Source organism: Corynebacterium coyleae, from assembly GCF_030408635.1.
GTDB classification, from domain to species: domain Bacteria; phylum Actinomycetota; class Actinomycetes; order Mycobacteriales; family Mycobacteriaceae; genus Corynebacterium; species Corynebacterium coyleae.
Window position 1 is genome coordinate 907,897 of the sequence record NZ_CP047198.1, and the last position, 25,331, is coordinate 933,227.

25 protein-coding genes and 1 tRNA gene are annotated in these 25,331 nt (G+C 60.5%); 12 read left to right on the plus strand and 14 right to left on the minus strand.

Going from position 1 to position 25,331, the window contains the following annotated elements; genetic code table 11:
* Positions 1-17: 17 nt before the first annotated feature.
* Together CCOY_RS04470 and mfd are read left to right on the plus strand one after the other, a co-directional pair.
* On the plus strand, positions 18-686 hold the full coding sequence (locus CCOY_RS04470) for a TetR/AcrR family transcriptional regulator (protein WP_070422629.1): 669 nt from the start codon (positions 18-20) through the stop codon (positions 684-686).
* Entirely contained in the window at positions 679-4,308 is a 3,630-nt protein-coding gene (gene mfd / locus CCOY_RS04475) for a transcription-repair coupling factor (protein ID WP_092102027.1), read from the plus strand. Before CCOY_RS04470 ends, mfd begins: the two co-directional genes overlap by 8 nt.
* Positions 4,309-4,558: 250 nt before the next feature.
* Here the strand turns inward: mfd and CCOY_RS04480 are convergent, their stop codons facing one another.
* The 3 genes from CCOY_RS04480 to CCOY_RS04490 all read right to left on the minus strand — a co-directional run bounded on the left by CCOY_RS04480 (position 4,559) and on the right by CCOY_RS04490 (position 8,555).
* A complete protein-coding gene (locus tag CCOY_RS04480; protein WP_092102030.1) occupies positions 4,559-5,911 on the minus strand; it encodes a hypothetical protein in 1,353 nt (450 codons plus the stop codon).
* A gap of 617 nt (positions 5,912-6,528) precedes the next feature.
* Positions 6,529-7,149 carry a CPBP family intramembrane glutamic endopeptidase gene (locus CCOY_RS04485; RefSeq protein WP_244268708.1) on the minus strand — a complete coding sequence of 207 codons (621 nt, stop codon included), beginning with the start codon at positions 7,147-7,149 and terminating at the stop codon, positions 6,529-6,531.
* A gap of 74 nt (positions 7,150-7,223) precedes the next feature.
* Positions 7,224-8,555: an esterase-like activity of phytase family protein gene (locus CCOY_RS04490; protein ID WP_070569128.1), complete on the minus strand. Its 1,332-nt coding sequence runs from the start codon at positions 8,553-8,555 to the stop codon at positions 7,224-7,226.
* Positions 8,556-8,713: 158 nt separating this feature from the next.
* On the opposite strand from CCOY_RS04490, the gene CCOY_RS04495 reads away from it, so the two are divergent.
* Positions 8,714-8,787: transfer RNA gene (locus tag CCOY_RS04495), tRNA-Leu, on the plus strand.
* A 196-nt stretch (positions 8,788-8,983) separates the two neighbouring features.
* On the plus strand, positions 8,984-9,448 hold the full coding sequence (locus tag CCOY_RS04500) for an S-ribosylhomocysteine lyase (protein WP_070614141.1): 465 nt from the start codon (positions 8,984-8,986) through the stop codon (positions 9,446-9,448).
* Between the two features lie 5 nt (positions 9,449-9,453).
* Here CCOY_RS04500 and CCOY_RS04505 read toward each other — a convergent pair whose 3' ends face one another.
* A complete protein-coding gene (locus CCOY_RS04505; protein ID WP_092102036.1) occupies positions 9,454-10,395 on the minus strand; it encodes a suppressor of fused domain protein in 942 nt (313 codons plus the stop codon).
* Between the two features lie 98 nt (positions 10,396-10,493).
* Here CCOY_RS04505 and CCOY_RS04510 point away from each other — a divergent pair, with 98 nt between their 5' ends.
* Positions 10,494-11,276, plus strand: coding sequence for a Bax inhibitor-1/YccA family protein (locus CCOY_RS04510; RefSeq protein ID WP_070421698.1), 783 nt, complete (start codon positions 10,494-10,496; stop codon positions 11,274-11,276).
* A 115-nt stretch (positions 11,277-11,391) separates the two neighbouring features.
* Here the strand turns inward: CCOY_RS04510 and CCOY_RS04515 are convergent, their stop codons facing one another.
* From CCOY_RS04515 to CCOY_RS04525, 3 genes are all read right to left on the minus strand, one after another.
* Positions 11,392-11,901, minus strand: a complete 510-nt coding sequence (locus tag CCOY_RS04515; RefSeq protein WP_092102039.1) for a hypothetical protein — start codon at positions 11,899-11,901, stop codon at positions 11,392-11,394.
* 37 nt (positions 11,902-11,938) lie between these two features.
* On the minus strand, positions 11,939-12,460 hold the full coding sequence (greA, locus tag CCOY_RS04520) for a transcription elongation factor GreA (RefSeq protein ID WP_070421690.1): 522 nt from the start codon (positions 12,458-12,460) through the stop codon (positions 11,939-11,941).
* 106 nt (positions 12,461-12,566) lie between these two features.
* A complete protein-coding gene (locus CCOY_RS04525) occupies positions 12,567-13,016 on the minus strand; it encodes a DUF4307 domain-containing protein (protein ID WP_224212882.1) in 450 nt (149 codons plus the stop codon).
* Between the two features lie 102 nt (positions 13,017-13,118).
* Here CCOY_RS04525 and mca point away from each other — a divergent pair, with 102 nt between their 5' ends.
* Genes mca through CCOY_RS04540 form a run of 3 tightly spaced genes read left to right on the plus strand, consistent with a single transcriptional unit; the run spans position 13,119 to position 15,099 of the window.
* Complete coding sequence (gene mca, locus CCOY_RS04530; RefSeq protein ID WP_070421688.1) at positions 13,119-14,000, plus strand: mycothiol conjugate amidase Mca; 882 nt, start codon at positions 13,119-13,121, stop codon at positions 13,998-14,000.
* Positions 14,000-14,299 carry a hypothetical protein gene (locus CCOY_RS04535; protein ID WP_070452565.1) on the plus strand — a complete coding sequence of 100 codons (300 nt, stop codon included), beginning with the start codon at positions 14,000-14,002 and terminating at the stop codon, positions 14,297-14,299. The genes mca and CCOY_RS04535 overlap by 1 nt, the downstream gene beginning before the upstream one ends.
* A 20-nt stretch (positions 14,300-14,319) precedes the next feature.
* Positions 14,320-15,099: an isoprenyl transferase gene (locus CCOY_RS04540; protein ID WP_070482580.1), complete on the plus strand. Its 780-nt coding sequence runs from the start codon at positions 14,320-14,322 to the stop codon at positions 15,097-15,099.
* 12 nt (positions 15,100-15,111) lie between these two features.
* Here the strand turns inward: CCOY_RS04540 and coaA are convergent, their stop codons facing one another.
* The gene (gene coaA / locus CCOY_RS04545; RefSeq protein ID WP_070421685.1) at positions 15,112-16,035 is read right to left on the minus strand and encodes a type I pantothenate kinase; all 924 of its coding nucleotides are present in this window, start codon (positions 16,033-16,035) and stop codon (positions 15,112-15,114) included.
* Positions 16,036-16,147: 112 nt separating this feature from the next.
* Between coaA and glyA the strand changes: the two genes are divergently transcribed.
* Positions 16,148-17,440, plus strand: coding sequence for a serine hydroxymethyltransferase (gene glyA, locus CCOY_RS04550; RefSeq protein ID WP_070421697.1), 1,293 nt, complete (start codon positions 16,148-16,150; stop codon positions 17,438-17,440).
* Here the strand turns inward: glyA and CCOY_RS04555 are convergent.
* On the minus strand, positions 17,437-17,850 hold the full coding sequence (locus CCOY_RS04555) for a DUF5997 family protein (RefSeq protein ID WP_425284113.1): 414 nt from the start codon (positions 17,848-17,850) through the stop codon (positions 17,437-17,439). The two genes, glyA and CCOY_RS04555, sit on opposite strands and share 4 nt — an antisense overlap.
* On the opposite strand from CCOY_RS04555, the gene CCOY_RS04560 reads away from it, so the two are divergent.
* Both CCOY_RS04560 and CCOY_RS04565 read left to right on the plus strand, forming a co-directional pair.
* On the plus strand, positions 17,849-18,469 hold the full coding sequence (locus CCOY_RS04560; protein WP_092102042.1) for a LysR family transcriptional regulator substrate-binding protein: 621 nt from the start codon (positions 17,849-17,851) through the stop codon (positions 18,467-18,469). The genes CCOY_RS04555 and CCOY_RS04560 overlap by 2 nt on opposite strands.
* A gap of 25 nt (positions 18,470-18,494) precedes the next feature.
* Positions 18,495-19,103: a hypothetical protein gene (locus tag CCOY_RS04565; protein ID WP_092102045.1), complete on the plus strand. Its 609-nt coding sequence runs from the start codon at positions 18,495-18,497 to the stop codon at positions 19,101-19,103.
* 66 nt (positions 19,104-19,169) lie between these two features.
* Here the strand turns inward: CCOY_RS04565 and CCOY_RS04570 are convergent, their stop codons facing one another.
* From CCOY_RS04570 to CCOY_RS04585, 4 genes are all read right to left on the minus strand, one after another.
* Positions 19,170-20,729: an MDR family MFS transporter gene (locus tag CCOY_RS04570; protein ID WP_092102048.1), complete on the minus strand. Its 1,560-nt coding sequence runs from the start codon at positions 20,727-20,729 to the stop codon at positions 19,170-19,172.
* Entirely contained in the window at positions 20,723-21,331 is a 609-nt protein-coding gene (locus CCOY_RS04575; protein WP_244268709.1) for a TetR/AcrR family transcriptional regulator, read from the minus strand. The genes CCOY_RS04570 and CCOY_RS04575 overlap by 7 nt, the downstream gene beginning before the upstream one ends.
* 27 nt (positions 21,332-21,358) lie before the next feature.
* Positions 21,359-21,862, minus strand: coding sequence for a hypothetical protein (locus CCOY_RS04580; RefSeq protein WP_070482585.1), 504 nt, complete (start codon positions 21,860-21,862; stop codon positions 21,359-21,361).
* 66 nt (positions 21,863-21,928) lie between these two features.
* Complete coding sequence (locus CCOY_RS04585) at positions 21,929-23,329, minus strand: class II fumarate hydratase (RefSeq protein WP_070452579.1); 1,401 nt, start codon at positions 23,327-23,329, stop codon at positions 21,929-21,931.
* A gap of 103 nt (positions 23,330-23,432) precedes the next feature.
* Between CCOY_RS04585 and CCOY_RS04590 the strand changes: the two genes are divergently transcribed.
* Positions 23,433-24,125, plus strand: a complete 693-nt coding sequence (locus tag CCOY_RS04590) for a CPBP family intramembrane glutamic endopeptidase (RefSeq protein WP_070569115.1) — start codon at positions 23,433-23,435, stop codon at positions 24,123-24,125.
* Between the two features lie 53 nt (positions 24,126-24,178).
* Here CCOY_RS04590 and glpX read toward each other — a convergent pair whose 3' ends face one another.
* Positions 24,179-25,189, minus strand: a complete 1,011-nt coding sequence (gene glpX, locus CCOY_RS04595; protein WP_070452585.1) for a class II fructose-bisphosphatase — start codon at positions 25,187-25,189, stop codon at positions 24,179-24,181.
* Positions 25,190-25,331: the final 142 nt, after the last annotated feature.

Below are 25,331 nucleotides of genomic sequence, written 5' to 3' on the forward strand. Positions count from 1 at the left end.
GATCTAGAGTGGAACATATGGCTCGTAGGCGAATGACTGCACCCCAGCGTAGGGAACAATTATTAGGCGTTGGGCGCGCTGCTTTTGCTGAGCGCGGATACGACGGGATCTCCATGGAGGAGATTGCGGCTCGCGCCGGGGTGACCAAACCGGTGGTGTATGAGCACTTTGGGGGTAAAGAGGGCTTGTACCAGGCGGTTATTCGTCGGGAGATGGTCCGCCTGGAGGAGACGATTATGGGGTCGATCCAGGAGGGGCGCTGGCGCGATCGCATTGAGCGTGGTGTGTTGGCGTTGCTGACGTACGTGGAGGATGACACCGACGGGTTTGTCATCCTTGCGCATGGTCAGTTGCCGGGGGAGGGGCGGACGTATTCGACGATTCTTAACCGTGTGACCGCTGAGGTTTCCCACCTGCTGGCGGAGGCGTTTAAGCACCGTGGATTAGATGAGGCGATGGCCGGGTTGTACGGTCAGGCGCTGGTTGGCACGGTGTCTAATTCTGCGCTGTGGTGGCTGGATCAGCGGGAGCCAGACAAGCATATTGTGGCGGCGCATATCTCTAACCTGTGTTGGAATGGGTTGCGGGGGATGGAGGCCAAGCCGCATATTGCTGGTGAAGATGTCGCTGGAGATGAGCGCGCTGTGGATCGCGAAGCGAACGAAGAGGAAGCATTGCATGACTGATAACACCCCGCCCGTGCTTGGTGGGCTGCTCACCCAGGCGTTGACGGACCCGAAGTTGAAGGGTTTGGTGACGCATGTGGGGGAAGATTCGCTGCATATTACCGGCATTGACCAGGCACGTTCCTGGACTGCTGGTGCGATCGCGCGTGAGACCCCGGTGCTGTTGGTGACGGCGACGGGGCACGAGGCGGAAGACCTCGCGGCGGAGCTCAAGGCAATGCTTGGCGACGACAAGGTCGCCCAATTCCCCGCCTACGAGACGTTGCCCCATGAGCGCTTGTCGCCAGCTGCGGACATTGTTGGCCGCCGTGCGAAGGTGCTGTGGGATATGCCGCGGGTGATCGTGGCTGCGGCGCGCGCCGTGTGCCAGCCGGTTTTGCCTGCGATTGAGCCGATTCGGGTGGCGGTGGACCAGGAAGCCGACTTTGAGGACCTGACGCAGCAGTTGGTGCATTTCGCCTACAACCACGTGGATATGGTTGCGGGCCGTGGCGAGTTTGCTACCCGCGGCGGCATCATTGACGTTTTCCCGACTACTGCCCAGAACCCTGTGCGTATCGAGTTCTGGGGCGACGAAGTCACCGACATCCGCTCCTTTGCGGTTGCGGATCAGCGCACCATCGAAGAGGTTGGTGCCGTCGAACTGTTTCCAGCAAGGCAGTTGCTTATCGACGACACCGTGGCCGCCAAAGCCGACGACCTGGCCCGCAAATTCCCGTCGAACCCCACCTTGTCGTCGCTGCTTGCACGCATTTCCGAAAAGCAGCCGGCGGACGGCATGGAAGCGATCATCCCGGCGCTGACCGATAAGACGTATTCGGTGCTGCCGGAATTGATGCCGGCCGGTTCGGTGGTGTTGGTGACCAACCCGGAGAAGGTTCGCACTCGCATTGCCGACTTGGAAGCGACCGACCGCGAGTTCCTCGAGGCCGGCTGGGAGGCCGCCGCGATGGGCGCCGAAGGCCCGGTGGCGGTGGAAGGCCTGGACGTTTCTGCTTCGTCGTATCGCTCGTTCGAGTCCCTGGAGGTCTCCGCGTCGAAGGCTGGAAACGCCTGGTGGACATTTGCTCCTCCCGGAATGTTTGCTGCGGATGATGCAGAGACGCTGCCGCTCGAGTTCGAGGCAGCACCCGCGCCGAAGGGTGATCCGAAGGAGATTGAGCAGCTCTACGCCACGCTGAAACTGCACGTGACGCAAAATCACGGCAAGGCTGCCTATGTCGCCCCGGCCAAGGGTGCGATCGACCGCATGGCTGAGCGCCTGCGCGAGCACGGCGTGTCCGCACGAGTGGCCACACCGGGGCTCGAGCCCGTCGATGGCGCAGTTACGCTCTACCAGGCGTTATCGCACGCAGGCCTCGTTTTCGGCGGGCCGAACTTGGTCGTTGTTACTGAAACGGACCTGACCGGCAACCGCGTCGGCGACATCGCCGGCGCTAAGCGACGCGCCCCGCGCCGCCGCAACCGCGTCGACCCGTTGGCTTTGCAGCCGGGTGATTTCGTGGTGCATGACACCCACGGCATCGGCAAGTTTGTAAAGATGGCGGAGCGCACTATCAAGGCCGGCGATGAGGCGTCGCGACGCGAATACATCGTGCTCGAGTACCAGCCCGCCAAGCGCGGACAGCCCGGCGACCAACTCTGGGTGCCCATGGAGTCGCTGGACCTGCTGAGTAAGTACACCGGTGGCGAGAAGCCGTCGCTAAGCAAGATGGGCGGCTCGGACTGGAAGTCCACCAAGCGCAAGGCGCGCGCCGCCGTGCGCGAGATCGCCGGCGAGTTGGTGGAGCTCTACGCCAAGCGCCAAGCCGCGCCGGGCCACGCGTTCGCGCCGGATACCCCCTGGCAGCTCGAGATGGAAGATGCCTTCCCGTTCGTAGAGACGGAAGACCAGCTCAACGCCATCGAAGCGGTCAAGGAAGACATGGAAAAGCCCACGCCGATGGACCGCGTGATCGTGGGCGATGTGGGCTTCGGCAAAACCGAGGTGGCCGTGCGTGCCGCGTTTAAGGCAGTGCAGGACGGTAAACAGGTCGCGGTGCTGGTGCCGACGACGCTGCTTGCCCAGCAGCATTACTCCACCTTCACGCAGCGCATGGATGGTTTTGGGGTGGAGGTTCGCGAGCTGTCGCGTTTCACCTCTACCGCGGATTCGAAGAAGATCCTCGCAGGTCTTGCGGATGGTTCCGTAGACATCGTCATTGGTACCCACCGACTGCTGCAGACTGGCGTGCAGTGGAAGAACCTCGGTCTGATCATCGTGGACGAGGAGCAGCGCTTCGGCGTCGAGCACAAGGAACACATCAAGGCGCTGAAGTCGCACGTTGACGTGCTCACCATGACGGCAACGCCGATTCCGCGCACGCTTGAGATGTCGCTGACCGGCATCCGCGAAATGACATCGATTACCACCGCGCCGGAAGACCGGCACCCGGTGCTCACGTATGTCGGTCCGCAAGAGGATAAGCAGGTGGCGGCGGCGATTCGTCGAGAATTGCTTCGCGACGGCCAAGTCTTCTACATCCACAACAAAGTCTCCGACATCGAAAAAACTGCCCGCCAACTGCGCGAACTCGTTCCCGAGGCCCGCGTCGTTGTCGCCCACGGCCAGATGAGCGAGCAGGTGCTCGAGCAGACCGTGCAGGGTTTTTGGAACCGCGAATACGACGTCATGGTGTGCACCACGATCGTGGAGACCGGCCTGGACATCGCCAACGCCAACACCCTGATCGTGGAAAACGCCCAGAACATGGGCCTGAGCCAGTTGCACCAGCTGCGCGGACGTGTGGGCCGTTCCCGCGAGCGTGCCTACGCGTACTTCCTGTACCCGAAGGACAAGACACTCACCGAGACCTCCTACGACCGCCTGGCCACCATCGCCCAAAACAACGACCTGGGCGCCGGCATGGCCGTGGCGCAGAAGGACCTGGAGATGCGCGGCGCCGGCAACGTGCTCGGCGCGGAACAGTCCGGCCACATCGCCGGCGTGGGCTTCGATATGTACGTCCGCTTGGTCAGCGAGGCCGTGGAAACCTTCAAGGGCCTCATGAGCGGCAAACCCATCGACGCCACCGACAAAGGCCCGAAGGAAATCCGCGTCGATCTGCCCGTGGATGCACACATTCCGGAGACCTACATCAACTCCGAGCGCTTGCGCCTCGAGGTGTACCGCAAGCTCGCAGAAGCGCGTGACGACGACGCCCTGACCGCAGCAGCCGACGACATGATCGACCGCTTCGGCACCTTGCCAATTGAGGTCGAGCGGCTCATGGCCGTAGCCCGATTGCGCAACCAGGCCCGTGCAGTTGGCGTTTCCGAGATCTTGACCCAGGGAACGCGCATCAAACTCCACCCAGTCGAGTTGCCTGACTCTAAGCAGGTGCGCCTGAAGCGCTTGTACCCGGGGGCGAACTTCCGGGCTGCGGCAAAGGCGCTGCAGGTGCCGATGCCCAAGGAAGGCGGGGCAAAGCGGGCACTCAACGCTCCAAACCTGCGCGATATGGAATTGCTGCAGTGGGTCGCCGACTTCATGACCGACGTCCTCGACGCTCCCAAGATCGCCGTGGCGGGACCGGGTGCGGAGGAGGCACCGAAGAAGAAGGTGTTCTCGGTCAGCGAGTAGGCGCTACCGCGTCAGTGATCCCCCTTCAGACGAAGAAGGACGCTCGGACCGATCGTCTAGCTCTGTGTTTGTGGAACCAGACGATGAGCTCCGTGTTGACCATGGTGGTCGTTATCACCTGGGGGTTTGTGAAGGCGGTTTCGAGACCGTCTAGCTGTATGTGCGGGGGTGCTAGACGATCAGTGGCAGCAACGAAAAGAGAGTGTGCCCACCCGGTGTTGCGGGTGGGCACACTCTTTGTAGTTTGGTTTTAGAGCATCATGTTGGCGAAGCCGATGCCGATTCCGACGATGGCTAGCAGGGCGACGATCGGGGCGACGATGGCGACGATGTTGACGTCTGCTCCTGCAGGCTTGTTGTTGTCTGCCTGCTTCTTGGCGTTGTCCACCTTGGCCGGTGCGTCCTGCTCAGCTTCAGCCTGGTCTTGTACCTGCTCCTCGGCCTTCTCGTCAGCCTTGTCATTAGCCTTGGCCGGGGCTTCTGCTTCGGCTTCGACCTGTGCTGGTGCTTCTACCTTGTCGTCTGCCTTGTCGTCTGCCTTGTCGGCGGCGGGTGCTTCTACCTTCTCGTCAACCTTGGCGGGTGCTTCTGGTTTGTTGTCGATGATGGCACCTGCCATGGCACTGAAGTCGCCGATTTCAAGGTTGTCAGCAGCAATACGCGCAGTATTGATCTTTAGTACGTCCCAGTCGGCGGGGACAACTGCGTTGCCGTTGGGGGTTTCAAGCAGGTATGGCTTTTCCGAGTAGTTGAACTTGCCAAACTGGTACAGGTAGTTCATCACCGAGTCATACCCAGGCGCCATCGGAAGCGATACACCCTTGATCAACTCGCCGACGGTGTCGTTAGCACCCCAGTGGCGAAGATCTAGAGTGTGGCCTAATTCGTGCAGGATGGTGTTGCGCAGTTTTGCATCTGATCCCATCAGGCGGTTATTCGCGATGAAAAACGAGTTATCACCAACCAAGGAAATACCCGAGGCGTAGTTACCTTGATCAATCTGATCACCGATAACCCCGATACGGAAGATGTTGTCACGCTCGCCTAAGAACTCGTCGATGTTGTCGAGCAGTTTGTAGGCCTGGATTTCATCCTTGAAGTAGTAGCGGTTGTAGTCGACGGTTTCCCCACCTTGTGGGGTGTAGTTGGGGATGTTGGTAAACAACTCGCCTGCGTCGATGTGCAGGTTAATGCCGTGGTCGTTAAACAGGTCGACCATCTCCTGCAGCATCTGTGCCGACGGGCCAAGGTTGCGCTTGTCAGCGAAATCACAAGCGTCAACGTAATTGTCGTCGCAGCCAAGGCTGCGGTATTCGGACGCCATCCAGTTCAGTTGCAAAAACAGATCCGGACGATTCACATCAGCCCCATAACCGGGAAGCGGTACTGCAGTGCCGTCAGACAAGATGACACCGTGTTGTTCCCATACGTCGGGAAGGCCGTCACCGTCAGAGTCAACCAGGTCGAGCCCAGCGCCGAAATCAACCGGGGCGATCAATGCTTGCTCATCGCAAGCGTCGCACGCATTGGCGGGGGTGATACCGGCAATGGCCATGGTGGCAGTCAGTGCTGCTGCGATGGTGTTGCGGATTGCGTTGCGCATTGGTGGTGCTCCTTGGTGATTTCTTGTTTCGCTGATCAGGACCTGTTCTTCCTGACATCCATAAGGTTATGCAGTTTGTATGCGCAGGTAAAACGTGTGCCGGTGCTACGAGTTTTTGGCGGGATTGTTCAACGTTTTTTCTGGATTGTTCAACGCTTTCACCCTGGTTAACGTCCGGATTGTTCACCAATCCAACCCACAAGAATCACCGACGCGAAGGGTTGTTGAACGATCTGATTTGCCTTGGGTGCACTTCGTTGAACAATCTTTATGCATGCATAGTATGCGGTTTAAGGGTGTTTTCAGCCAACACCCGCCCTGCCGGATCGCGACCTGGGGAAATGCCGGAACAACACTCCAAAACGACCCGGAAATGGTCGGAAGGATTGTTCAACGACTGTGAAAACGCCTCGAAATGGGTGTGACGTGCGGATTGTTCAGCAATCCGCACCACCTGCTTACCCCCGGAAATTACCCCCGCCTTGCGAGCAGGCACGCCATAACAGCCCACAAGACACGAAAACAGGGCGGTTCAACCCCACGAGCAGGCTAGACCACCATTAAGACGGAGCCCGGCTCGATGCCTATGTATAGGGACAACAATGAGTTCGGTGACCTCAGAGAAGGGAAGGCAAGATCAGAAGCATTGCGGTGCTCCACGTCAGGTGGAGTGCGATGGGGGAGTACAGCCTGCCGGTGCGCACTGCCTCGGTGTAGGCGAGCGCACCGAGGACCACTGCCGCGAACACAAGCAGCGGCACACCCATCACGACGGTGACCAACCCGTAGGCGACCGTCGACCACACACCAGCTTGCAGCACCGTTTGTCCAATGCTTTGTAGCTGGCGGGGGACGACGTCGCGGAAGATGAGCTCCTCGCCGACGCCGTTGACCACGAGGACGAGCAGCGTCAGCGCGTAACCGCCTTTGTTAGGAGTATCCAGGATCTCTGCGACAGGGCCGGCAAGTGCTGGGATGCGGGTGACGATCAGGGCACCCAAGAAAAAGACAACCGCAAGTGCGGTGCCTAATCCGATGCCACGTACGACGTCGCGGAGTTTGCCGGGGCCAGCGAATGCGCCTTTGTCGCCCCACACCCACCAGGCGGCTAGGTACACGACGGCGGTAAAAGCGGTGGCCCAGTAGAAACCTGCGGTGCCGTCGCCAGCCTGGCGCGCGAGGAAGAGCCCGAGCGCACCAAAAGCGCAGGGCAGAAGAAACAACCATTGCCTGGCCACGAGAGAAACTCCGTCCAAATAATCTGGCGATGTGAATGACAGATTACCGGGCAGTTTCTCAGGGCAGATAGTTGTTAATTGACAGAGAAGATGATCATCTCCGTGTCGTCTGGCTTACCGCGGTACCGGCCGTCATCGCCAGGGAAGTTGTTGTCCAAGGCAGTTAAGTATCGGCCGTCCTCAAGCTGAACAATCGTTTCGACGCTCAGTAGCGCAAACATGAAAGGGTCGCCGACACCGTATGCCCGTGCATCGGAAACCATGCCGATCTTATTGGGGTTGGCTATGTTGAGAAGGTCTGCCATAAGCGCCTTTTCCACTGTTTTCCCTGGCTCGATACCCTTGAAATTCGCAACCTCGAATACCTTCTTCAGCTTCGCATCGGAGCCGAGGAAGTCGTCGCGCTCAAGCACGAGCAAACGGCCATCCTTGGTTAGGAAAGCGTCGCCGATGAGCGCGTCATCGCCTTCAGCAAGGTAGGTCCAAGTCTTGCCGGTGTATTTGCCTGTCGTTGTGTCGAACTGAGAAATGACGCGTTCACGCTTGTCGGCCGCCTTGTCGAGGTACCCCTCGAAAATCGGGTAAAGATAGCGTCCGTCCCATGCCATGGCTTCAAAGCCTTTGGAATTGCGCAGGTTTGGTCGCTCATTATCGCCAAGTGTTGGGTTCGATGGGCTCTTCACACCTGGGTATGCGTAGGGCTCTTCGAGCAAGGTGCCGTTCTTGTCCACATGGAGGATGTAGGGGCCGAACTCCTCGCCGATCCAGAAAGATCCGTCGGCGGCCTGGACGAATGACTCGGGGTCAAAGTCTGCGCCGGTAAGTAGACGATCCTCGGTGTCGTTGTTGACGATCTTCCACGGAATCTTTCCGTCGGGGTCTTTTAATGAGATGTAGTCAAGTACATCAACACCACCGGTGGTTTGTGGATTCTTCGCTGTTTCCGCCGTTTCCCAATTGGGCTTGACCGTGTAGATCCTCAGGAGGAAATCGGAAGAATTCGATTTCGAACCGAAGCCGTTATCTGGCAAGCCATAAAACGTGCCGTCGCCAATCTCGATCATTCCAGAAAAGCCGGGGATGACCTGCCCTTTAAAAGGGTGGGTTTGCCCGTTACCGTCGAAAGCATCCTTGCCTGAATTCGGGCCGGGAGCCTGGTATAACGCCGAGAGCTTCGCACGGCCCTCGAGAGTTGGGCCAGTGACCTCGGGAGCCGTGGTGGACGCCGTTGGATCTACGTCGCTGTTGCTGGAACCAGAATGCTCGGATCCGTTGCCGGCAGCCGCGCCAATTGCTCCGCCGACAAGACCACCGACGACGAAAACGCCTGCTACTGCTGCGATGAGCTGCTCAAGGTTGATGTCTTTGATCAGTTGGTTTAAAGGGGGTGGAAGTTGAATGTTCATGTGTCACTACCTCGAAAATCGCCAGGAACTGAGCGAGAAACTCAGGCGAAACTTACATTTCGCACAGCGAGTGTATGGCGGGCAGTGCACTTTCGCTCGGTGAGATTTTCCGGCCGGTTTCAGCATTGAGGCGCCGGGGAAGTACCATATTTCTCGGCGCCCCTATAGCCCAATTGGCAGAGGCAGCGGACTTAAAATCCGCCCAGTGTCGGTTCGAGCCCGACTGGGGGCACAATTACTTGCCCGGTAACCGGGCTACATGGCGGTATAGCAGCCGTTGACGAGGTGTCGTCGGAAAACAAGAAGCTCACTCGCGCAGCAAGCTACGCAGCCTCGCCGATTCGGGATGCGGCAGCCGTGACCAGTGCGACTCTCAACGATGAATCCAGTGATGGGAACGGGCCAGCGCGTTCAGTACAGTCGAGGCCATGACTGATCGCATGAATGTTGAATCCTTCAACCTCGACCACACCAAGGTTGACGCACCGTTTATTCGCCTGGCGGACCGAAAGGAACTTCCCCAGGGTGACACGCTGGTGAAGTGGGACATCCGCTTTAAGCAGCCGAACGTCGAGCACCTTGAGATGCCGGCAGTGCACTCCCTGGAGCACATGTTTGCCGAGCACGCCCGCAGCCATGCAGACAACGTGATCGACTTCGGCCCGATGGGCTGCCAGACCGGTTTCTACCTGATGCTTTCCGGCGACGTCGCAGAGGCAGAGGTCGCTGATCTGGTGGAAAAGACGCTCACCGACATCACCAATGCCACCGAGGTGCCGGCTGCGAACGAGAAGCAGTGCGGCTGGGGCGCAAGCCACGACCTCGAGGCCGCTAGGCGCGAAGCGCAGGCGTTTCTGGACAAGCGTGACGAGTGGGGCAACGTCTTTAAGTAAGCGTCCTACGTTGTCGGGTCGATGACCTGGAACGTCAACGGCACGGTAGTCAACGCGTAAGTGCCCGGCGCAGTGTCGAATACAGCGAGCAATTCGTTCGCTACGTCGGCACGGCCCGGCACGACAATGTGATCCTCGGCCAACTCGAGATCGATTGCCTTCGGGTCGAACATGAGCCACGTGTCGTTGCGGATGAGGGCATATGACTTGCCAAACAGCAATCGGTAGCGCGCCGCCCGAAGGAGTGCGGCGGCGGCACGTTCGTCGAGGTCCACACGCCCAGCGACATCGACATCTAAATACTTGGCGGTGTTTGCGCCGATAGAGGAGCCGTCGGTGTGCGAGGCGTCGTCGAGAAGCACACGCACCTGCGGATCGCTTGACAGCGGGGCACGTGCAGGGTCCGTCAACCCAAGCGGCACATGCTCGCCGAGCACGCCCGCGAACTTCACCGGATCCCACCGCAACATCCGCTCCAGATCATCTCCGACCAACCCCGCGGCGTAGGTGAACTGCACTCGCCCGGTCGGCCCTTCAGCGCAGCCGAGGAGTGGATCCGCGACGAACACAAACCCCGCGAGCGAGCCAGAAGCCGACGATAAATAATGCCCAGGCTCAATCTCGACTCCGCTGCGGACCACGTTGCGAGCCATGCGCGCCAGCTGCTGCGCCGGCCACTCAGGAGGGAACACCTCATCGTCCATCGGGATGCGGAGCGTGAGCTCGGTCTGTGTGCCCGCAACGCGTTGCGACGACTCCACCTGGGACAACCCGAACGTGCAGTACAGGACATGGGGGAGGGGGTCGTCGACAAGAAATGCGAGCACATCTACCTCTGCGTAAGAAAAGGTGTAGGACTGCGCGCCACCAGTTGCTGCAGCGAGCCGTTCCAACACAAGATCGCCGCCCGTGCTCGGGCCGCGACGCCAACGATCGAACACACCCATGTGTCCAAATTCTACGCCTCGGGAACCTTTTTGAAGGTGCAAGCGTTACAACCTGTGAATAGTGGTCGCAACAAGACTCGAAAGGAATGTTGGACGACGTGAGAAGTACCAACCCGGTTCTGAAGAACCTGACCAATGAAGAACACACCGCTGGCTACGGCTACGCGCCCGAAATCCAGCAGGACCGCCCGCTGACGGTCGATGACATTGTCTCCAAGACCGGCATCACCATCGCCGTCATCATCCTGTTCGCCGCCATTAACTTCGGCATTTACCTGTCCGGAAACGCTGGCGTGGGGATGATCCTGACGCTTGTTGGCGGCATCGGCGCGTTCGTGGTCACCCTGGTCCACGCGTTCTCGCGCACCTTCGGCTCCCGCACGGTGACGCTTCTGTACGCAGCCTTTGAAGGCCTGTTCCTAGGCGGATTCTCTCTGCTGATCTCCGGCTGGTTCTCCGTCGGCGGGGCTGACGCTGGCCAGATGATTTTCCAGGCCATCCTGGGCACCCTCGGCGTGTTCATTGGCATGCTCGTGGTTTACCGCACCGGCGCCATCCGCGTCACGCCGCGACTGAACCGCCTGATCACCGGCGCCATCTTCGGCGTTGTCATCATGGCGCTGGGCAACCTGCTGCTCGCTCTTTTCACCGGCCAGAACCCACTGCGTGATGGCGGCACTATGTCCATCATCTTCGGCGTCGTATGCGTGGTCCTCGCAGCTATTTCCTTCCTGCAGGACTTCGACCTGGCCGACAGGCTCGTGCGCACCAGCGCACCGTCGAACGCCGCGTGGGGCGTCGCACTGGGCCTCGCTGTGACGCTCGTGTGGCTCTACACCGAGATCCTGCGTCTGCTGTCCTACTTCGCCAACGACCGCTAGACGGCGCTAAGCAACGCTAAACGGCGGTACCAAACGCCGCCGACAATAAAGCGGCCCTGTTCCGATTGGAACAGGGCCGCTACTCTTTGCGCCGATGAGAGGCGATTAGAGGCGATTAGAGACGATCCGGGTTCACGGTCGCACCATCAACCGAGATGGTGGTGAACAGCAGATCGTTGTTCACAACTTGCGGAGCGCCAAGGACGACCTTGACGCCTTCCTCGCGGTTATTCGGGTCCAGGACAACACGGGTTGCGGTGCCCTCGGCCAGGTCCTCGGTCCAAGTGTCCCAGACGATGTCCTGCAGGAAATCGTTCTGGCTCTTGCAGTCGACCGTCAGCTGAGTCGGGCGCAGCAGGCCGGTCTCGCCACAGTTGTTGAAGGTTGGCAGCTCGTCCGCGGCGGCCTCGAGGGTCTCCGTCGCGGTCGCCTCGCTGGCCTCGACAACATTGGTCGCGGCGGTGGCGGAAGCACCAGCACCCTTGAGGGAGCTAGCGTCCTGGCTCGTCGCGGTGTCGACCTTCTTGTCAGACGGGTTCTCGTTCGGCGGGGTGCAGCCGGCGAGGGCGAGAGCAGCGATGGCAGCTACGCCAACCAGAGCTTTGCGGGAAGAGGTTGCAATCACAGGATGATCCTTCGCTATCGAAAAAGAACGGGTAAAACTACTTTGCACGAGGCGTTGAAGCTTTAACTGAATCATACGGCTCAGCCTTGACGATCGTGACCGAAATCTCGCGACCATTCGGAGCCGTGTAGGTACGGGTCTCGCCCTCAGCGGCACCAACGACGGCGGCGCCCAGCGGGGACTGCTCGGAGTAGGTCTCCAAATCAGCGTTGTCGGTCGACGCAGCGCGGGTACCGATGAGGAACGTCTCGCGGTCCTCCTTGTCGCCGTTGTAGTAGACGTGAACGACGGAACCGATGTGAGCGACACCTTCGACAATGCCGGTGCGCTCGGTGGTGGAGTTGGAGAGGATCTCAGAGATCTGCTTAATGCGAGCCTCTTCCTGATCCTGCTGCTCACGAGCTGCGTCGTAACCAGCGTTTTCCTTCAGGTCGCCTTCCTCGCGGCGCTCGTTGATCTCCGCGGCAATCACCGGACGGTTATCGATCAGCTGCTGGAGTTCGGCCTCCAGCTTGGCCTTCATTTCCGGGGTAATGTACTGCTGCTGGGGTTCAGCCATAGGGGTAACACCCTTCCCTCATACGTAAAACGAGCCCGCAGGCTGCGGGCGAAACTGTGCAGATATACCGCAAAAGATTAGCACATGGTAGTGCGTGGCCCGTGTGCTAGCGGGCGTCGTAAAATTTGCTCTCCGGGTCCATGTAGAACGGCAGATTTTCGGAACAGCCGTAGATGCGGCCGGAAACGAGCGGTTCACGCAGCGGCAGGTCCACCGGGATGCGCTGGTGCTTCTCCCCGCCGGCGGGAAGGATGACCTCGCGGCGACCCACCTCAGCGTGGGAGTAATCCACCGCAGTGACGATACAATAGGACGGTACCGACGGGTCCTTGCGGGTCACGTCGATCCAAAGGCGTCCGGTTGAGTCGTCGATATGTTCCTGCGAAATAAATTCAGCGGTGACGGGACGGTCCATCCTGTCGATGATCGTTCGGGCGCCGAAGAAGATGAACGCGATGGCGATGAGCACAGCGGCGACTGCGACCACTTTGCCGCTCACGCCGTCGCTCTTGCCGGAGCTATAGCGTTGCGACGGACGGCGCACTGGAGTGGACACGGATGCAACCTCGCAATAACAAGGGGGATAGGGACTTAACTGGGATGGTACTAAGATGTTCCGAAGTTCTAACAACACCCCTACAAAAGTTGGAGAGTACGAGTGGCTGGTCTGCGTCTGATGGCGATCCACGCTCACCCGGACGATGAGTCCTCGAAGGGTGCGGCGACCATGGCGAAATACGCTGCCGAAGGGAACCGTGTGAAGGTGGTGACCTGTACCGACGGACGACGTGGGGACATTTTGAACCCTGCGATGGACCGCCCTGGGGTGCTCGAAAACATGACGGCCGTGCGCCACGAGGAGATGGCGCGTGCCGTCGAGGCGCTTGGTGTGGAACACGTTTGGCTGGGCTACGAAGACTCCGGCCTGCCCGAGGGGGACCCGCTGCCTCCGCTGCCGGAGGGGTCATTTGCGGTCCAGGACCCGGAAGAGGTTGCGGTGAAGATCGTGGAGGAGATCCGCGAGTTCAAACCGCACGTCATCATTACCTACGACGAAAACGGTGGCTACCCGCACCCGGACCATCTCATGGTTCACGCGATTTCGATGATTGCGTGGGAGAAGGCGGGTGACGCCTCGTTTGCGCCAGAAGCCGGCGAGCCGTGGACACCGCTGAAGCTCTACTACACGCATGGTTTTATCCTCCAGCGCATGAAGCTGCTGCAAGAGGCGTTGTTCGAACGCGGTGAGAAGAGCCCCTACGAGCTTATGATCAAGCGCTGGGAGGAAGCCGAGGGGGATGTGTTTGACCGCGTGACCACCCAAGTGGAGTGCGCCGACTACTTTGGACAACGTGAGCAGGCGCTGACTGCTCACGCCACCCAGATCGATCCGGCAGGGGCGTTTTTGGCCAGCCCGGTGGCGGACCAGCAAAAGGTGTGGCCGACGGAAGAATTCGAGCTCGCACGTACCCGGGTGGAGACCACCTTGCCTGAAGATGACTTGTTTGCCGGTATCGATGCCGGTGCTGAGGAGGAGTAGTGTTCGCCAACTTCATCAACGCCGCCGCAACCGTTGATCTGGTCCTGGCGCAGTCGCCGGGGGAGACCCCGGCTGGTCCGGACTTTGGCAAGGCGTCGCCGATTGGGCTGCTGCTGCTTGTCTGCCTCGCGGTCGTTGTCTTGTCGATTGGGTATGCGTTTCACCGGCGTTTCTCCCGGTTCCGTCGTCGTCAAGCATTTGCTGAGGCGCATGGCATTGATCCTTTCGACGAGAAAGCTATCGACGAGGCCATGGCGAAGGCTGGCGTTGCCGACCAGCGTAAGAAGCGCACCTTTTAAGCCCCGCTAGAATCAACGTTGTGTCTGTCCTCTCCAAACTGCGCTACCCGCTGTACCAGCTGTACGAAGCACGACTTAAGCGTGAGCTGCGTGGAAAGAAACGCCCGAAGCACATCGCCGTGATGGCTGACGGGAACCGTCGCTGGGCTCGCGAGTCGGGGTTTAAGGACATTTCCCACGGCCACAGGGTCGGCGGCGCGAAGATTGGCGATTTGGTTCGCTGGTCTGCGGAAATGGATGTCGATGTTCTCACGATTTACCTGCTTTCCACCGAGAACCTTCAGCGCACCTCGGAGGAGGTGGAGCTGCTCTTCGACATCATCTCCGAAGTCATCGAGGACCTCGCCACCGAGGATTACACCTGCCGCGTGCGCTTGGTCGGCCAACTGGACCTGCTGCCGGACGATGTGGCAGCACGCATGCGAGAAAGCGCCGCTACCACTACCGAGAAAGCCGGGCTGACCGTGAATATTGCGGTGGGCTATGGCGGGCGCCAGGAGATCGTGGACGCGGTGCGTGCGCTTATCGACGACACCGCAGCCGCCGGCGCAACCCCCGCCGAAATCAAAGAGGCGGTGACGGTCGAGTCCATCGCTGAACACCTCTACACCAAGGGCCAGCCCGACCCAGATCTGGTGATCCGCACCTCCGGTGAGCAGCGTCTTTCAGGATTCCTGCTGTGGCAGGCCGCGTACTCCGAAATCTGGTTCACGGATACGTACTGGCCGGCGTTTCGCAAGATCGACTTCCTGCGAGCACTGCGCGACTATTCGCAGCGCTCCCGCCGCTTTGGCAAATAAAACCCTGGCGAATTAGAGCTTGCGCATGCGGACGCGCTGAACGGTGTGGTCGTAATCCTTGCGCAGCACAAGCGATGCGCGCACCCGCGTGGGCAGAATGTTTTCCACCAGGTTTGGCAGGTTGATGGACTGCCAGATTTCGCGTGCGGCGTAGGTCGCCTGTGCGTCGTCAAGACCTGCGTAGTGAGCAAAGTGTGCGCCGGGCTCCTGGAAGGCGGTATCGCGCAGTTTGAGGAAGCGCTCGATGTACCAGTGCTCGATGTCGGAGGTCTTGGCATCGACATAGATGGAGAAGTCGAACAGGTCCGACACCATCAGCGTTGGGCCGGTCTGCAATACGTTGAGGCCCTCCAGAATCAAGATGTCTGGCTGGCGTACCTCGATGTACTCGTCCGGGAGAATGTCGTAGGCCTCGTGGGAGTAGATCGGAGCCTTGACAAGGGGCTGGCCCGATTTCACCTCGGTGACAAATCGCATGAGGTTGCGGCGGTCGTAAGACTCAGGGAAGCCCTTACGGGCCATCAAGCCGCGCTCTTTCAGAACTGCGGAGGGGTGCAGGAACCCGTCGGTGGTGATCAGGTCGACGCGGGGGTGGGAGTCCCAGCGCTGAAGTAGCACCTGCAGCACACGCGCGGTGGTTGATTTGCCTACTGCGACCGAGCCTGCAAGCCCGATGATGAACGGCACATGCCCCGGATCGCCGCCGATGAACGTTTCGGTGGCTTTGGTCAGTTTCTGGCGCGCTCGTACCTGCAGGTGGATCAGGCGCGACAGCGGTAGGTAAATGTCTTCGACCTCTTGCAGATCGAGGCTCTCACCGATGCCTGCGAGTTTGGTGAGCTCATCTTCGGTGAGCACCTGTGGCATGGTGGCACGACGTTTGCGCCAGTCCTCGCGGTGAAAATCGAGGTAAGGCGAAGAATCGACACGTGGCATGGCCCTATTGTTTCACCTTGGATCCTGTGCATGGAATTCGACATAACACCCGGGTTGCTTACATATACTTCGAAGCGGTAACTACGACTGAACGAGAAAGGACCCGGTGGACGTGTCTGAAGATTTCCGTTACCAGGATCTGGCTACTTTTGACCCCGAAGTTCACGCCGCGATTGTCGACGAGCTAGCGCGCCAGCGCAACACCCTCGAAATGATTGCGTCTGAAAACTTCGTTCCGCGCGCCGTACTTGAGGCACAGGGTTCTGTGCTGACCAACAAGTACGCCGAGGGCTACCCGGGCAAGCGCTACTACGGTGGCTGCGAGCACGTGGACGTTGTGGAGACCCTGGCACAGGAGCGTGCCAAGGAAGTCTTCGGTGCAAAGTTTGCAAACGTGCAGCCACACTCCGGTGCGCAGGCGAACGCCGCTGTGCTAATGGCACTGGCGGAGCCGGGTGACACCATCCTGGGCCTGAACCTGGCTCACGGCGGCCACCTGACCCACGGCATGAAGATCAACTTCTCCGGCCGTCTCTACAACGTGGCAGCGTACGAGGTAGAGAAGGACACCCACCTCATCGATATGGCCAAGCTGCGTGAGCAGGCTCGCGAGGTCAAGCCGAAGGTGATCATCGCCGGCTGGTCCGCCTACCCGCGCCACGAGGACTTCGCTGAGTTCCGCTCGATCGCGGACGAGGTCGGCGCCTACCTGTGGGTTGACATGGCCCACTTCGCCGGCCTGGTTGCGGCTGGCCTGCACCCGTCGCCGGTCCCGCATGCGCACGTGGTGTCCTCCACGGTGCATAAGACGCTGGGTGGCCCCCGTTCCGGCTTCATCCTGACCAACGATGAGGAGCTGAACAAGAAGATCAACTCCGCCGTCTTCCCTGGTCAGCAGGGTGGCCCGCTCATGCACGTCATCGCTGCGAAGGCGACCGCGTTCAAGATCGCGGGCATGGAGGAATTCAAGGACCGTCAGCAGCGCACCATCGACGGTGCAAAGATCCTGGCCGAGCGCCTTACCAGCGAGGATGCGAAGGCTGCCGGCATCGACGTTGTCTCCGGCGGCACCGACGTCCACCTCGTGCTGGTGGACCTGCGTAACTCGCCGATGGATGGCCAGCAGGCCGAGGACCTCCTGCACGCCGCAGGCATCACGGTCAACCGCAATGCGGTGCCGTTCGACCCGCGCCCGCCAAAGGTCACCTCTGGCCTGCGTATCGGCACGTCGGCGCTTGCTACCCGTGGCTTCGGCGAGGAGGACTTCCGCGAGGTGTCCGACATCATCGCCGAGACCCTGATCCAGGGCGAGAAGGCTGATATCCCGGCGCTGCGCGCCCGTGTCGAGGCCCTGGCGGAGAAGTACCCGCTGTACCCGGGCCTTGAAGACTGGAAGATGCTCTAGTCGTTCTGGCCGTCGGCGGCGCTTGCGGTGTCGACATTGTGCCCGCGCTGCTCTGCGAGAGTGGCGCGGGCTTTTTGTAGCCAGTCCGGTTGGTCGTCGAGAAGCGCGCGGATTTGCTCCGTGGTCATCGACTGCTCAACGCCGGCTGCTTTCAGCGCGGTCACCGAGATGCCGAGCTTGCGTGCGACCTCGGTACGGGGGTGCGGGCCGTTGAGGCGCAGTTCTTGCAGCCAGGCGGGCGGGTTTTCCTGCAGTTCGCGCAGTTCGGCGTGGGTGATGGCGCCGTCCTGGAACTCCTGTGGGGTGGCGGGAAGGTAGATACCGAGTTTTTTCGCCGCGGTCATCGGCTTCATTGCGGTGCCGGATGGGGTCTGTTCAGTCATGCCCAAAACGGTAGCATTACCTGCCATGCTCACCATCGCGTTCGTCACCGGTACTGAACCCGGCAAATGGTTCCGCCGCTACGCCCAAATGTCGGGCGAGGACCCTGCGACATTGCCGTCGGATGATCCGTTTCCCCTCGTCGGCAAGGATGCGGACGCGGCGCTGGTCAGGCTTCCGGACGAGCGGGTCACGGACGAATACCACGTGGTCCGGCTCTACGAGGAGGCCTGGGGCGTGGCCGTGCCAAAGGACTCCGTCTATGCGGAGGTGGGGGAGGTAGATCGCGGGGATCTTGCGGAAGAGATTGTGAATTTCGAGTACGCAGAGCAGACGCTTATCGACGATCTGCGTACCGCCCTTTCCGTTGTCGCCGCAAACGTCGGCATCGCCTACGGGCCGTTGCCGTTGCTGAAGACGCTTGCGAAGAAGCAGATTAAGGCGCTGCCGATCGACCCGGGGGAGGGCGTTAATACCACGACGGTTGCGCTCGTGTGGCGGAAATCGGACGATTGTGACGCTATCCAGGACTTTGTTGGTATTACGAAGGGGAGAACTCCCAGGTCGTCGCGCAACACATCACACCCCCGATCGGGTGGGAAGAAGACTCGACGTTCGCGCGGCACCCATAATGGGCGACGCACCTAAATCAACACGAAAGGTATGACAAATTATGTTTTCCCGTAAGATCGCTGCTTCCGCCGCTGCTGTAGCCCTGGCTGCTACCGGGTTAGTTGCGTGCTCTAACGACGACGACACCGCGGCAGAGACCGAGGTTGTGGAGACCACCGCTACTGAGACGAACGTAGAGACTGAGACTGCGGCTGCGAAGACGGAAACCGCTGACGCTTCCGCAACCGATTCCGCGGACTCCGCCGGCGCTGCGGGCGAGGGCGCCGAGGCGACCGAGGAGATTACAACCGCTGACGGTGGCACCGCAATGGTTCCGGCTGGCGTCGTTGCTGCCATGGATAAGTTTGCTGAGCCGTCCTGGGGCGAGCCGATGAAGGTTGAGCAGGTCGACGAAGGCTGGATCGTTACGTACGACCAGGAGCACTACGTCACCTGGAATGAGAACACCGGTGGCGCACCGACCTGGGGTCAGATTGCCAACGAGTGGATGACCGACGTCAACGTGGATAAGAAGCTGGGCTTCCCGCTGGCTCCGGAGGCTGCTAACCCGGACGAGTCCGGCTGGACCCAGGAGTTCGAGCGCGGCTCTATCAACTGGACCCGTGCTGGCGAAGGCGAGCCGTTCGCCGCGGTGATCACCGAGAAGTAAACCGCGCCCATGTAACGGCGTTCGGCCCGGCCCCATGTGAGGGGCCGGGCCGTTTTCGTTTCCCGGTTAGCTCAAATCTTCCTTGAGTGGGTCTTCCTTGACCGGCAGGAGTATCACGAACGCGATGATAGCCAGCGGCACCATGAGGAGGAACACGGGGGTAAGGCCGTCGTTGTAGCTCGACAGCACGACTTCCTTCACCGGCTGGGGCAATTGCGCCACGCTGCTCGGGGTTAGCGAGTTCGCGGCACCCTCACCGAATTGCTTGCCTAGCGCAGCACCTTCTTCGCCGAGTTTCGCCAGAGCTTCCGGCAGGCGCTCCTCCAGCTTTTCGCGCATGTTGTGAATGAACAACGAGCCGGACAGGGAGGCGCCGATAGCGGAGCCGATCTGGCGGAAGAAGTTGTTCGTCGACGTTGCGGTGCCCACTTGGGCGAGTGGGAACGAGTTCTGCACGATGAGCACAAGAACCTGCATGACCAGACCAAGGCCGAAACCGAAGATGAACATGTAGATCCCGAGCACGGTCAGCGACGTGTCCACGCTCAGCCGAGAGAACAGGAACAGTCCCACGGTGGTAATGAGCATGCCGGACAGTGGGTACATCTTGTAGCGGCCGGTGCGAGAGATGATGAAGCCGACTGCCGTGCCGGTGCCGAGCATGCCGAGCACCATCGGCAGCATCATAAGGCCCGCGTCGGTCGGGGTCAGTTCGTGCACCATTTGCAAGTACGTCGGGAGGTAGGCGAGAGCACTGGTCATCCCGAGGCCAAGCACCGTGCCCGCCAGGGTGGTCAGCACCATGTTGCGGTTGCGGAACAGCCCCATGGGGATCAGCGGGTTAGTCGCGCGCAGCTCGACAATCACGAACAGCACGGCAGCGATCACAGCGATAGCGCTGGTGGCGATGATGGTCGGGGAGGTCCAGTCGTACTGCGTGCCACCCCATGTGGTGGTGAGGATCAGCGACGTGGTGGCCACGATCATCAGCGTGGTACCGATGTAGTCAAAGTTCATGCCCTTGGCGGATCCGCGGCGCAGCTTTAGCACCTTGGTGCATACCGTCATGGCGAGCAGGCCGAGCGGGATGTTCATCCAGAGCGCCCAACGCCAGCCGGGGCCGTCGGTAAACCAGCCGCCGAGGACCGGACCGAGCACCGAGGACACACCAAATACTGCGCCCATCACGCCCATGTACTTGCCGCGCTCGCGAGCAGGAACGACTTCCGCGATGATGGACTGCGAGTTCACCATCATGCCGCCCGCGCCGAGGCCTTGGATGGCGCGGCCGATGATGAGCAGCTCCATCGTGTTAGCAAAGCCGCCGATGGCGGAGCCGATCACGAACAGGCCGATGCCGGTGATGTAGAGCCACTTGCGGCCCAATACGTCGCCAAGTTTGCCGTTGATGGGCATCGCGATGGTCATCGTGACCAAGAACGAGGAGATGACCCAGCTCATGTGGTCCACGCCGCCGAGGTCACCAACAATGGTCGGCAGGGCCGTGGCGAAGATCATCTGGCCCAGCGAACTCATCAGCATGGTCAGCAGCAGGGCGGCGAACACGACGCCGCCGTTCGGGGGAGTGGCTTGAAGTGGGTGGCGTCCCGCGCGGTTGTCTACCATGTCATGTCCTTTGCGTAATTCGTGATGTCTTTGGCGTATTCGATGAGCAGCTCGATTGGGTCTCCTTCATCGGGCGGTGCCCAGAGGTACCTGGTCACGACCCCTTGAAATAGCACGACGATGAATAGTGCTTCCGCCTCCAGCGATCCCGAATGCTTGCGGTCCTGCGGGAAGGTTTCAAAGTGGGCGCGGAGGGCGCGACCAATTTCGGTGAGGAATCCGCGCTTTCGGGCGGCTTCGGCGTGCATCAAGCCCGGGTTGTTCTCCAACAATTGACGACGACACTTCGCCGCCGGACCATCAAACGTGCCCGGCTCAACCACGACGGAGCGAATGACAAGCTCCAGCACGTTGTCGCTCTGGGTCGTGCGGATCGCGTCCAGCGCGTCCTCGTCGAGGGTGAACGGAAACGATCCCAAGATCGCCTCGTCCTTAGATTCCACATAGTTGAAGAAGGTTCGCCGGGAGATGCCTGCCTCGCGGCAGATGTCGTCGACGGTGACGTTGTCGTAGCCACGCTTGTCGACAAGCGCCGCCGCCTCGTTGCGGATGCGCTTTAGCGTCTCGCGGCGCTTCTGTTCCCGAATTCCTTCATTTTGCACGGGGTGCAATATTACACCCGGTGCATGTTAAGGCAAACCGGCGGAGAGTTCCCCTTCTACCAGCGCTTTTTCGCCTTCAAAGTACGTCAGTTTCACAATCCCGGGCTCTTGCTTTTCGACGACCCACCGCCCCGAACCATCCCCACACGGCTTCGTCAACGGCACCGACGCACCGTCCTCACCGATCAGTGCGGTGCATCCGGTCAACGGATACGTCACCGACGCGGTCCCACCACCGAAGGTTGCCACCGCTGGCCAGGCCTTCACTTTCGCGTTGTCCTCCAGGCTGTTCAGGGTGCCGGTGTAGGTGCCGGTGGGGGAGGTGGAGTCGTCGTCACGCAACTGCGGTTGTGCCGTCACCGTGACGGTTTCGGGCACCTCGTTGGTCGGCTCCGGCTTCGGGTTGGCGTACCAATAGGCCGCCGCGAGCGCGACGCCGATCACGGCGACAATCAGCGCAAGCACACCACCGACGACCCACGGCTTGTTCGGGCCACCGGCAGTGCGAAGCTCGGAGAAAGAATCAGGCATGAAAAAGCCCCCAGCATGTTGAAGTGAAGTGCTGGGGGCAGATTCTAGCTAGGTGCGAACTACGGCCTAGTTTCGGTCGGTGTTGGCCATGGACAGCACATCGAGGCGCTTGTCCAGCTCCTCCTCGGTGAGCTTCTCACCATCGACGAAACCAAGGTCGATGGTGGCCTGACGGATGGTGATGCCCTCCTTGATCGCATGCTTAGCAATCTTGGCTGCGTTCTCGTAACCAATTGCAGAGTTCAGCGGGGTCACGATCGACGGGGAAGACTCGGCAAGCTCGCGCATGTGCTCGACGTTCGGCTCGATGCCGTCGACAAGCCTGGTGGCGAACTGACGGGAAGTGTTCGCCAGCAGGCGGGAGGACTCGAGCACGTTGCGTGCCATCATCGGGATGAACACGTTGAGCTCGAACTGGCCCTGGGTGCCGCCGAACGCAACAGCAGCGTCATTACCAATGACCTGCGCGGACACCTGCGTAGCGGTCTCGCACAGCACCGGGTTGACCTTGCCCGGCATGATCGAGGAACCCGGCTGCAGATCCGGCAGGTGGATCTCAGCGAAACCAGCCAGCGGGCCCGAGCCCATCAAGCGGATATCGTTAGCAATCTTGTACAGGGAAACCGCCACGGAACGCATCGCGCCGGAGAACTCCACCAGGCTGTCGCGGTTCGCCTGCGCCTCAAAGTGGTTCTTTGCCTCGGAGAGCTCATCCAGGCCGGTGAGCTTCTTGAGCTCCTCGGTAACCTTGCCGCCGAACTCAGCCGGAGTGTTGATGCCGGTGCCCACAGCGGTGCCGCCAATGGCCAGCTCGCCCAGACGGTGCAGGGTCGCCTCGACGCGCTCGACACCCAGCTCGATCTGGCGTGCGTAGCCGGAGAACTCCTGACCCAAGGTGACCGGGGTGGCATCCATCAAGTGGGTGCGGCCCGACTTCACAACCTCGTGCCACTCCTTCGCCTTCTTCTCCAGGGACTCCTGGAGCACCTTCAGCGCCGGGATGAGATCGTTTGCGGCAGCCTCGGTGGCAGCAACGTGAGTAGCGGTCGGGAAGGTGTCGTTAGAGGACTGGCCCATGTTCACATGGTCGTTCGGGTGAACCTCAACACCGTTCGCCTTCGCGATGGACGCGATAACCTCATTGGTGTTCATGTTCGACGAGGTGCCGGAACCGGTCTGGAACACATCGATCGGGAACTGGTCGTCGTGCTTGCCGTCCGCAATCTCCTTCGCAGCAGCGATGATCGCGTCCGCCTTCTCAGCGTCCAGCTTGCCCAGGTCCTTGTTCACCTGAGCACACGCAGCCTTCAGCAGACCAAGTGCGCGAATCTGCTGGGCCTCAAGGCCGCGGCCGGAGATTGGGAAGTTCTCCACAGCACGCTGCGTCTGGGCGCGCCAGAGAGCGTCGACGGGCACCTTGACCTCGCCCATCGTGTCATGTTCGATGCGGTATTCCTGATCAGCCATGATTGTCCTTTACTTCTATCCCATGCACGCCACGCACGCTAAAGTGCGCTCGTGCCTTTCCAAAGATCGATTATGCCCCAGATAACAAAAATGAGGAGCTGTAATGTCTGAAAACCGGACACAAAAGGCCCCCGCATTGAGGGATGCGCTGGTGGCGTTGGCGGCAATGGCCATTATGTACGCCCTTTTGGCGGGACAAGGTCTGCTGTTGGTGCACGCGAACGTGTCCCGCACCGTCGCGATCAGCATGCTGCCTCTCGCGGTTCTCATTGCCATCGTTGTGCCCTTGGTGCTGCTTATCCGCTACATGAAAAGTCGCGGACTCGAGCTGGGGTTTACGCGGCTAGGGAGTCGAGGCTGGCATGTGCTGTGGCAAGTTCCGGCAGTGATCGTCGGGGCGGCTGCGTCGAGCGCTATCGTCGGCTCGCTGATCGGGATGGAACCAGGCGGAGGCTCAACCGCAGATGACTTAGCCAAAGATGCCGGAAGTGTGGCGCCGGTGCTCATCTTGCTTGCCGGTTATCTGCTACTCGGGCCAGTGATTGAAGAGATTGTGTTCCGCCGTGTGCTCATGGGGTACTTTGACACGCTCATGCCGGCAGCAGCGAGCGTGCTGCTCACCTCCGTCATCTTTGCTGCAGCCCATATCGCGCCACCCGTGATCGTCTACACATTCTTCTGCGGCATCGGCCTCGCACTGGTCGCACGGTTCCACGGCGGCATCACTGCGAGTTTCATCGTGCACGTAGCCAACAACTTCGCGGCTAGCGCAGCAGTCATTGGAGCCTTGTTCTAGAACGACAAAGCCCCGCGCTCTTCGCTGAGAAGGCGCGGGGCAAAAGTCAGGTTCTACTTGGTTGGCTCGGAGTAATCGACCACCGAGTAGTCCTGCAGCTTGGCCAGCTGGTGCTGGGATTCGACGTAGCGCACGGTGCCGGACTTCGAACGCATCACCAGCGAACGGGTGGTGGCGCCAGACTTGCGGTAGGTCACGCCACGCAGCATGTCACCGTTGGTCACGCCGGTAGCGGCGAAGTAGCAGTTATCAGAGGTGACCAGGTCGTTGATGCCAAGGACACGATCCAGGTCGTGGCCAGCGGCGAGTACCTTCTCGCGCTCCTCGTCGGACTGCGGGGCCAGCATGCCCTGGATGTCGCCCCCGAGGCACTTCAGCGCACATGCGGTGACAACACCTTCCGGGGTGCCGCCGATGCCCATGGCGATGTCGATGGAGCTGTTGTCCTGAGCGGCAGCAATTGCGCCGGCGACGTCGCCGTCCATGATGAAGCGAACCTTGGCGCCGGCGGCACGGATTTCCTCGACAAGCTTGTCGTGGCGCGGACGATCCAGCACAACAACCGTGATGTCAGCCGGACGAACACCCTTCGCCTTTGCAACCGACTTGATGTTGTCCTCTACGGAAGCGGTGATATCAATCGCTCCGACCGCCTCCGGGCCGACAGCAATCTTGTTCATGTAGAACGCGTCCTGCGGGTTGAACATGGAGCCACGATCCGCGGCAGCAATAACAGAAATCGCGTTCGGGCGACCCTCTGCCATCAAGCGGGTGCCATCTACCGGGTCAACGGCGATATCCACCGCAGCACCACGGCCGGTGCCAACCTGCTCGCCGTTGAACAGCATCGGGGCCTCGTCCTTCTCGCCTTCGCCGATCACGATCACGCCGTCCATCTCCACGGAGTTGATCATCTTGCGCATCGCGTTCACGGCAGCGCCGTCGCCCTCGTTCTTCTGTCCGCGACCCACCCAACGGCCGGAGGCGAGCGCTGCTGCCTCCGTCACACGGACGAGCTCCATTGCTAGGTTGCGGTCAGGGACAAGATCAGACTGTTCAGTCATCGCGGGGGCCTTCCTCCAGAGGACAAAAATCGACCCCTCTATTCTGGCACTTCCACACGCCGAAGTGTTGGTATCGCCCACCTTTACGGGGGAGAAGCCCGCCCGTTCTGGGGCGCAGGTGGCTCATGACATACTGAAACGC